Below are 9349 nucleotides of genomic sequence, written 5' to 3'. Positions count from 1 at the left end.
TGGTGAAGTGCTGGCAATGGAGGAGGCAATTGAGCAATTAGAGCAGGCTCTGTCACTCGCTAGAAATCTACAAAAAGCAGCTATAACATCTCATGCAAGTAGCAATGATTTAGAAAGCCAATCAAGTTTAAATACAACTTTAAAACATTTATCCTCCGCAGGGATGCTTTTACATGCACCAAAAGGTATTGGTATTTTAAGTCCCAAAGCTATTATGCTTTCTTCTGGAGTTGAAAGCATTGGGATCATATCGGGTCATAATACGGATATTAGTGCAGAAAATTCAATAACAGCAACAGCGAGTGAAACAATAAGTTTATTTGCTAGGAAATCAGGAATGAAATTATTTGCAGGACAAGGAAAATTAGAATTACAAGCTCAGGATGATGAATTAAATGCCATCGCATTAAGCAATATATTATTAAGTAGTGAGCAAGGTAAGGTTCTTATTAAAGCTGAGCAAGAGCTTACTTTAACTTGTGGTGATGCTTATATCACGCTTAAAAATGGAAATATTGAACTGGGTTGTCCTAAAAATATTCTATTAAGATCATCTAATGTCCAAAAAATGGGAGCTGCTTCCTTATCAACCCCAATTAATGAACTTCCCCGAGGTTTTAGTGGTGAATATGTATTAACTAGTGAACAAACAGGAGAACCATTACCTTTCGCTTCTTATAAAATCACAACAGAGGAAGGAGAAGAATATAATGGCGTTTCTGATAAAGATGGGAAAACACTAACTATCTATACGTCTTATCCCAATTCATTAGAAATCGAATTTCCTGATACCATTCACGATGAGTAATTCAAAACAACCAATATATCGACAGGGGCTCTTATTCCTAATTACCCATATTATATGACATCAAATAACGGTAAGATTTTATTTGGATATACAAACAGTGAGGGATTAACAGAGCGATTTGAAACAGGTGTTGAATCTGACATCAAATTTTTATGGGGAGATGAAGCACTAGAAAAAATAGAACTAGGAGAAACAAATGCCGAATAAAGAGACAACAGCTAAAACTAATGGAAACTCAAATTCGATCAAAACACTCTCACTTAATGTCTTACAATTTGAGCAATTATGGGATGCTTATCCATCTTCAACAATAGAACACCAAGATCCTAAAACGCGAGATGATGTTTTTTCAGATCACTGTGCTATACATGTCAGTGAAGCACTATATCAATGTGGAATACTCATGAGGAGTTTCCATGGTACTCGTTGTTGGCATTGCCCAACACCTGACGATAAAACAAAAAAAGGGATACATGCAATTAGGGCACAAGAATTAAGTCATTATTTACAAAATCAACCTTTTGCAGGTTGTCCTAAAGCAATAGAATTAACTGGGAGTTCATACGAAAGCGTAATATCAGATAAAACTGGTATTATATTCTTTCAAGATTATTGGTTACGAACAGGAGAAAAAACAGCAACAGGAGACCATATTGATTTATGGAATAAAGGTGAATTAGCCGGTAGTGGAACAATAGGCTCTTTTTTAGAGTGACTTTTCCTAATTTTACAGAAAGTTTTACGGATTTATTTGGTTCAAATGCTCGAGTAACTTCTCTTGAAAAAGCAAAAAAAGTTCTTTTTTGGGAGATTTTATGAGAAATAAAATTTTAAATCTTTTATCAATTGTAATTGTTTCATTTTATACATTAATTCTACTTTTTTCTATTGATGGTTTACAACGAAACAGTACAATTAATAATTTGTTAAATGAGCTTCCGTCATTTTTTACTCCTACTCATTCTTTTATTTTTTTATTTATCATAATAACAATATTAAATACAATAGCATTTTATCTATTTAAACAATTTAGAATGAAAGTTAGAACAGTAATTATACCTTCATTTTTCATTTCATTGATTATTTATTTTACCATCATATTAATTCCAAATTTAAATACCTATTTATATGAGAAATATATTTTCATTTTTTACAATGGGGTTATTTATAATGGAGAGGAACGTACGCAACAAGTTTTCTCTTTTATGTTTAGAATATTCACTATGATTTCCATTTTCAGTATTACATTAATAAGTTTTTTTAAAAAAGTAAAAAGTAAAAAGTAAAAATTTATAAGGAAATAAATATGTTTTCTAATAACACATCGTCCGTCTGTCAAACAAAAATAGTAAGTTTGAATAATAATCAAAAAAAATACTGGGTTGAAATAAAGTTAGTTGATGAGCTAAATAAACCTATTGCTGGTATATCATGGTATGCTGAAAATGAATCAACACGTTGTGGACATAATAAGATTTATAAAGGAAAAAGTGATAAAGATGGAATAATTTCCATTAAAAATTTACATAAACTGGAGCTTTCTCTCTTTCTAGCGGCTCAGGAATTTGCTGATGAAATGGAAAAACGACAACTTAGATTAAGCCGATACGATGAAAGTTCAACAGTCAAATTTTATACAGATAAGAACCATATTTATCACTATGCAAAAATTGGGGAACTATGTAACCAAGCGCCTGTCATTGAAAATTGGAATGATGATAAATTACCTTTTTATCACTTCCCAAATGGAAATAAATTTGATGGATATAAAATATCCGATCAACAGTTAGATAAGCGTCATGTTATTGAAGTTTGCCCTTTTCGTGCATGGTCATTAATTCTTCATCATATTCCTGAATATTCCCTAGTTAATGCCTATAATCTCGCTGTTATGTCTGATTTAGCCTACCTTGATGAACCTGATTTACTCAAATTTTTCGATCGTAACTTTCAAGATTTATCGACTATTCCACAACTCACAAAATCCACGATTATGCCTTACACCGTAGTTAATGATGTCCCATTTAGTGAACGTTACTATCCTCCTGTTTTTATGGATACTCGCCAAGCAGCTACTCCCGTCGGTAATACGCAACTTTTTTATGTTGAAAATAAAGAACATATTATTGTTTCTTGGAGAGGGACATGGGAGGTTCCCGATTGGCTTACTGATATTAATTATATTCCAAGTATTTGCCCTAAAGAGATTGCTTCTGAAGGAAAAATGCATGGGGGTTTTTTAGAAGCCTATAATATATCAAAAGTAAGTTTTGAAAAAAACTTTAAAAAATTAGCTAAAAATTTTGAAAAGAAAAAATTTTTTATTTGTGGTCATAGCTTAGGAGGCGCACTTGGTCTAGCTTTCGCTGCTGAAATGAATATTAAAAATAGCAATCCATTATTATATACCTACGGTATGCCTCGTATTTTTTCAGCTAAAGCCATTCAAACAATGACAGGCTTTGTTCATTACCGACATATTAATGATTCAGATACTATCACCAGTGTTCCACCTGACGCTGATTTAGATAACTGGTTATATGGCAAATTTGGTTACTTGGGTAATACTTTTGGTTTTATCTGGGCTGGTTTAGTTCAACTTCCATTAGATAAAATAGGTGCTATATCAGGAGATCCTTTTTGGCATCATGGTGAATTAGTTTGCTTTTTTAAAATAACACAAATCGTTGAATGGCAAGAATGTACTATTGATAACAATCCATCTAGTTGCCGAACTTTAACATATCCACTTCCTATTAAAGTTAAGCTTTTTCTTGTTCCTTCAATAGCAAAATTAGAAAATCAACAAGCACATTTAAATCAAGAATTTTTTATGAAGGAACATGATATTAATGATATTCAACGTTTTTTTCCACCAAATACCAATCCATTATTAGATAGTTTTACAAATCCCAAAAATCATTCCATGTCAGGAATGTATGTTCCCTATTTAAATAATGAATTATTAGAGGCTTCTTGGCCTGAACTTCAATTACAACGTAAACTTAAACGACTAGAATTTATAGAGCAAATGGAGCAAAACAGCCATAGACACGATAATGCAGGGATCTCTCCTGAAGAATTAAAAAGAGACAAAGCATTTTTAAATATGCAAAAATTAGTTTCAAGTACCCTTAATATCACAAAATCAATTCCAGGAGGCGAAAATGCCCTTATCCGTTTTAGAAGTAAAGCCATGGAAGAATATGAACCATTATAAATGGATCTTCTTATTTTTTTTCATTATTATTCAAGGTTGTGCACCTCGTAGTGATAAAAATAAAACATTGTCTCCCCCTGCTGATACGAAGTGGGTTACCATCGGGATCAAACTTCCAGCAGGCATTGAGGCATTACCTTTAAATGTGCTTTATCGTTCCGACATTTGCCAACGAGCTCAATATAACTCTGCGGGTGAGAAAGAGTATATTCCAGGTTTTAATCCTAATACTGTAGGGCTTAAACAACAAGGTAATAGTGATATCTATCAAGCACAAATAGCTCTTAATGGGGGAGGCTCATGTCAATGGCAATTAAGTGAAGTTTGGATGTCAATCATTTACAAAAAAACACTAAATACTTATAGTGACTTTAAACCAATACCATCAGATAGACTTATTTTAATCTTTAAGGATCATAATTATCGTCCGCCAGAATTGATAAAAAATTTAATAAAAAATGGAACTATAAAGATGGACTATTACCCATTAGTAGTCGATGATGAATTCATAAATGAAAAAAACATTTTTTTATTTAATTTATTTGATAGAGATCAATATGTATTAGTAAATAATGAAAGAAATATTTTATTTAGTCCTATATATAATAAAAGAAATATTACAAAAGTTGATATGCCACGAGAAAGAGAAAAGGATAATGTTATTTATTATTCAGATGGTACTATAGAGAAAAGTTCTTCATGGACTCCAAATTATAATAAATTAAAGAGTCTTAATTAAATATAAATTTAATCACAATAAAGGCGGTTATTTGGATCTATTTCTTTTAAATGTAAAGCAAGAGAAAAAATGGCACTTTTATCAAATTTTTCTCTTTCTTTCTATCATAATTATTATTCAAGGTTGTGCACCTCGTAGTGATAAAAATAAAACACTATCTCCCTCTGCTGATACGGAATGGGTTACAATAGGAATTAAACTTCCAGAAGGAATTGAAGCATTGCCTTTGAATGTATTGTACCGTTCTGACATCTGTCAGCGAGCTCAATACAACTCTGCTGGTGAGAAATATTATATTCCGGGCTTTAACCCTAAGACTATAGCACTTAAACAACAAGGTAGCAGCGATATCTATCAGACTAAAATTGCCCTTAATGGAGGAGGTTCATGTCAATGGCAATTAAGTGAAGTTTGGATGGAAATTCAACCTGTAAAAAGCGCCCATTTTGCTTATAAAGATTACGAAATTATTCCATCGGGATGGATGAAGTTTTATTTTGATAATAGAAATGATTGGAATGAAAATTTGATAAAAAAATTTGGAGAAATAGAAATAAAAAGAGATATTTTTCCAGAAATAAAAACCAGTAATATATTTAAAGAAAATACTTTCACACTCTTTGATGGTAACAATGATTCTTGGAAAGAATTTAGAGTATATAATGCAATAAGTATTTTTTTCTTTCCAATTTATCATAAAAACAAGACAATTAGATATGAAGACTCTAAGGTAGATAATAAAAATCTTATTGTCATATACCCTGATGGCTCTATACATGAAGGAATTGCTGATTATAAAAAACTAAAAAATAGCTTATAATAACATATAAAATTTTTTTATACTTAGAACAAAAATACAGTGAGCTTTTTGAATTTTAATTAGTCTACTTTAAGTTTTAACAATATTTAATACGCTAAAAATCATTCCATAAATTAATTTCATGTTAATAAAATGGAAGTTTTAACTTGAGAATAATATCATAAATGTATAAGTTACTTTCCTTGTTTTTTATTTCTGCTGTCGTACTTGGCTGTGCACCTCGCAGTGATAAAAATAAAACACTATCTCCCTCTGCTGATACGGAATGGGTTACAATAGGAATTAAACTTCCAGAAAGAATTGAAGCATTGCCTTTAAATGTATTGTACCGTTCTAACATCTGTCAGCGAGCTCAATACAACTCTGCTGGTGAGAAATATTATATTCCGGGCTTTAACCCTAAGACTATAGCACTTAAACAACAAGGTAGCAGTGATATATATCAGACTAAAATCGCCCTTAATGGGGGTGGTTCATGTCAATGGCAATTAAGTGAAGTTTGGATGTCAATTCGCTATAAAAAAATACTGAATACTGATAGTGACTTTAAAACAATACCATCACATAAACTTATTTTAATCTTTAAGGATCATAATTATCGTCCACCAGAACTTATAAGAAATTTAATAAAAAATGAAAAAATAGAACTGAATTACTATCCGGTATTTATTAATAATGAATTTTCAAATGAAAAAAAAATAATCCTGTTTAATAGTTGGGATAGGTCTCAATATATATTAGTCAATAATGAAAAGAATATATTATTCACCCCTATCTTTCATAAGGATAATATCACGAAGATTAACATACCTAAAGAGCTAGGAAGTGCTAATATTATCTATTACTCAGATGGTACTATAGAAAAAATAAACTCTTCGAGGCCCAATTATAATAAATTAAAGAGTCTTAATTAAATATAAATTTAATCACAATAAAGGCGGTTATTTGGATCTATTTCTTTTAAATGTAAAGCAAGAGAAGAAATGGCACTTTTATCAAATTTTTCTCTTTCTTTCTATCATAATTATTATTCAAGGCTGTGCACCTCGTAGTGATAAAAATAAAACACTGTCTCCCCCTGCTGATACTGAGTGGGTTACCGTCGGGATCAAACTTCCAGCAGGCATTGAGGCATTACCTTTAAATGTGCTTTATCGCTCCGAAATTTGCCAACGTGCTCGATATAATTCGGCTGGAGAAAAGTATTATATTTCTGGTTTTAATCCGAACGCCGTAGCACTTAAACAACAAGGTAGCAGTGATATCTATCAGACTAAAATTGCCCTTAATGGAGGAGGCTCATGCCAATGGCAATTGAGTGAAGTTTGGATGTCAATTCGTTATAAAAAAATACTGAATACTTATAATGATTTTGAAGTAATACCTTCACATAAAAGTATTTTAATCTTTAATAATCATAAATATAATAAAGGAGAAATTATAAGAAATTTAATAAAAAATGAAGAAATAGAACTGAATTACTATCCGGTATTTATTAATAATAAAATAGCAAATGAAAAAAAATAATTCTGTTTAACCATTGGAATAGAACTCAATATATATTAGCCAATAATGAAAAAAATATATTATTTACCCCTCTCTATCATAAGGATAATATCACGAAGATTGACATACCTAAAGAGCGAGGAACCGGTGTTATTATTTATTATTCAGATGGTACCATAGAAAAAAAATCTTCATGGTCTCCAAATTATAATAAATTAAAAAGTCTTAACTAAATATAACTTCAATCCCAATCTAGGAGATTATTTGAACATATTTATTTCAAATATAAAACAAGAGAAGAAATGGAGCGTTTATAAGTTTTTTCTCTTACTTTTTATCATCATTATGATCCAAGGTTGTGCACCTCGTTGTGATAAAAATAAAATACAGTCTCCTGTTTGATACTAAATCGCTAACTATTGGTATTCAATATCTAAAAGAGATTGAAACATCACCTTTGAATGTACATTAACGGAATAATTTATGAATAAAAATATCATTTTATTGGGCGATAAAACTAGTCATGGCGGTATAGTTATTACTGCAACATCAGATCTTATTATAAATGGAAAAAAAGTAGCTAAAGTCGGTGATAAAGTTAACTGCCCAAAAAAAGGACATGGCATCAATTCGATTATTGAAGGTTCATCTGATTTTACTTGTCAGGGTACAGCCCTTGCGACTGAAGGATGTCACACCGAGTGTGGTTGTTATCTTATTTCTAGCATTACTAATTTTTCATTGGATTAATTATGGCATGGAATAAAGAATCAATTAAATTAATATCAAAGCCAACCCCATTCCCTTATTTTAAATGGGGTTTAGCAATATTCTTATCGATTTTCTTTCTAATTTATTCTTTAAGTTTAAAAAATAAAGATGAAGTTATACAACAAAAAGAATTAGTTAGCATTGTTATTTCAACTTTACCTTTATTAATAACAATAATTTCTTTTTTGTATAAATACGTGGGTTATATAAAAAACAAAAATATTTATTATTTTTTATATAGTGAAAAAAAATTCGCGGATAGAAAATGGGAAGATTGGGGAAGGCGTAGTGTAGGTGTTATCGATAGTCTTGTTTTACTTCCACAAAAGACAACGATTTCATATATAAAAAATAATTTATCAGAACATAAATCATGTTATAAAATCCCTCAAGATATCGACTATTTAGATGAGAAAAATCCACCAGTTTATTATTTATTAAAAAGTACAAAAAAAAACATAGAAAAATTACTTGATAAGCTGTCTATCAAAATAAAGTATTTAACGACTAAAGATAAAAATAAAATAACAAATGAATTTCAGCTTGTATGGAGAGAGATCTTTTTTAATAAAGAAATGCCTAATTTTGAAGTAATTGAAGGCTTATCGTATCAGCATATAGAAGATACTATAGCAAACAATAATGATTATATTGAAATAATCATTATCGATCAGATTATTACAGAAAAACAATCTTCAGCCTTAGCTATATTGATTATGGCATCAGATGATATAATAAAAAAATATCATATTGACATAATGGCTAATATTCAGCGTCCGATGTTAATTACAGAAGATGAAAATCATCAAGAAGCACTAAATATCTTCAGTGAAATTCAAAGAGATTCTAATTTAGCTACTCATGTTATTCTGGATAGCAAAGAAAATAACAACATCTTTGTGGCATTATTTAATAATGATAATTCATTAAATAATATATCATTAGATAACATCTTAGATATAGAGCATTTTATTGGGCCTGTTGGTGATTATTCTTCTTGGATAACAATGGGGTTGTCCATAAATTTTGTATATCAATATAAAAAAAACGTTCTTTCTTTATGTCAGAGTGAAAATAATTTTTATATTAATACGATAACGACAAATAACGAGCAAATGAAATGAATATAAAACCTTTATCATTGTCTATAAAGACTATATTTTCTTTTTTTATTATATTAATTATTTGTATCGTCATCTGGTATTATGGTGAATATTTTTTTATTGATACGATAAGAAAGAAAGAAATAGCAATTTTTATTATAACAATGGTGTCTTTTTTTATTATTACGTTATTTTTTTATTTTAATAAAATAAAAAAATATAAATATAGAAATAATAAGAAAAATTCTAATAAATATCCTTCTGACGAAAAAAGAATAAAAGAAGAAAGTAGTAGTAATGACCTTTTATTAGAAAGAATAAAAGATTATTATGGTTCATTTTGGCAAGGCAAGGTAGAAATTCACTTGTTAATAGGCTCCCC

Annotated in this window: 10 protein-coding genes; all 10 read left to right on the top strand. The window is 29.9% G+C overall.

Annotated elements, in window-relative coordinates:
- A partial coding sequence (locus ACM9LZ_RS25330; RefSeq protein ID WP_416622286.1) for a DUF2345 domain-containing protein occupies window positions 1-808 on the top strand: 808 nt, incomplete at its 5' end.
- A 196-nt stretch (window positions 809-1004) separates the two neighbouring features.
- Complete coding sequence (locus ACM9LZ_RS25325) at window positions 1005-1523, top strand: T6SS effector amidase Tae4 family protein (protein WP_185901877.1); 519 nt, start codon at window positions 1005-1007, stop codon at window positions 1521-1523.
- 591 nt (window positions 1524-2114) lie between these two features.
- Window positions 2115-4028 carry a lipase family protein gene (locus tag ACM9LZ_RS25320; protein ID WP_185901878.1) on the top strand — a complete coding sequence of 638 codons (1914 nt, stop codon included), beginning with the start codon at window positions 2115-2117 and terminating at the stop codon, window positions 4026-4028.
- Complete coding sequence (locus ACM9LZ_RS25315) at window positions 3976-4767, top strand: hypothetical protein (protein ID WP_185901879.1); 792 nt, start codon at window positions 3976-3978, stop codon at window positions 4765-4767. Before ACM9LZ_RS25320 ends, ACM9LZ_RS25315 begins: the two co-directional genes overlap by 53 nt.
- A 31-nt stretch (window positions 4768-4798) precedes the next feature.
- Entirely contained in the window at window positions 4799-5587 is a 789-nt protein-coding gene (locus ACM9LZ_RS25310; protein ID WP_185901880.1) for a hypothetical protein, read from the top strand.
- Between the two features lie 164 nt (window positions 5588-5751).
- Window positions 5752-6501: a hypothetical protein gene (locus ACM9LZ_RS25305; RefSeq protein ID WP_416622285.1), complete on the top strand. Its 750-nt coding sequence runs from the start codon at window positions 5752-5754 to the stop codon at window positions 6499-6501.
- 31 nt (window positions 6502-6532) lie between these two features.
- A complete protein-coding gene (locus ACM9LZ_RS25300) occupies window positions 6533-7114 on the top strand; it encodes a hypothetical protein (RefSeq protein ID WP_185901882.1) in 582 nt (193 codons plus the stop codon).
- 462 nt (window positions 7115-7576) lie between these two features.
- On the top strand, window positions 7577-7843 hold the full coding sequence (locus tag ACM9LZ_RS25295; protein ID WP_185901883.1) for a PAAR domain-containing protein: 267 nt from the start codon (window positions 7577-7579) through the stop codon (window positions 7841-7843).
- A gap of 2 nt (window positions 7844-7845) precedes the next feature.
- On the top strand, window positions 7846-8988 hold the full coding sequence (locus ACM9LZ_RS25290) for a hypothetical protein (RefSeq protein ID WP_185901884.1): 1143 nt from the start codon (window positions 7846-7848) through the stop codon (window positions 8986-8988).
- Window positions 8985-9349: hypothetical protein (locus ACM9LZ_RS25285; protein ID WP_416622284.1), on the top strand; the 365-nt coding region annotated here is incomplete at its 3' end. The genes ACM9LZ_RS25290 and ACM9LZ_RS25285, both read left to right, overlap by 4 nt.

Origin of the sequence: Niveispirillum fermenti (assembly GCF_048066175.1) — a bacterium.
In the GTDB taxonomy this organism is placed as follows: Bacteria; Pseudomonadota; Alphaproteobacteria; order Azospirillales; family Azospirillaceae; genus Niveispirillum; species Niveispirillum fermenti.
Note: the sequence above shows the minus strand (reverse complement) of the source record. Positions and strands in the feature narration are given on the sequence as shown.

Coding starts and splice junctions, on each gene's coding strand:
- ACM9LZ_RS25325 (WP_185901877.1), top strand. CDS start 1,005: ATGCCGAATAAAGAGACAACAGCTAAAACTAATGGAAACTCAAATTCG.
- ACM9LZ_RS25295 (WP_185901883.1), top strand. CDS start 7,577: ATGAATAAAAATATCATTTTATTGGGCGATAAAACTAGTCATGGCGGT.
- ACM9LZ_RS25315 (WP_185901879.1), top strand. CDS start 3,976: ATGCCCTTATCCGTTTTAGAAGTAAAGCCATGGAAGAATATGAACCAT.
- ACM9LZ_RS25320 (WP_185901878.1), top strand. CDS start 2,115: ATGTTTTCTAATAACACATCGTCCGTCTGTCAAACAAAAATAGTAAGT.
- ACM9LZ_RS25290 (WP_185901884.1), top strand. CDS start 7,846: ATGGCATGGAATAAAGAATCAATTAAATTAATATCAAAGCCAACCCCA.
- ACM9LZ_RS25305 (WP_416622285.1), top strand. CDS start 5,752: ATGTATAAGTTACTTTCCTTGTTTTTTATTTCTGCTGTCGTACTTGGC.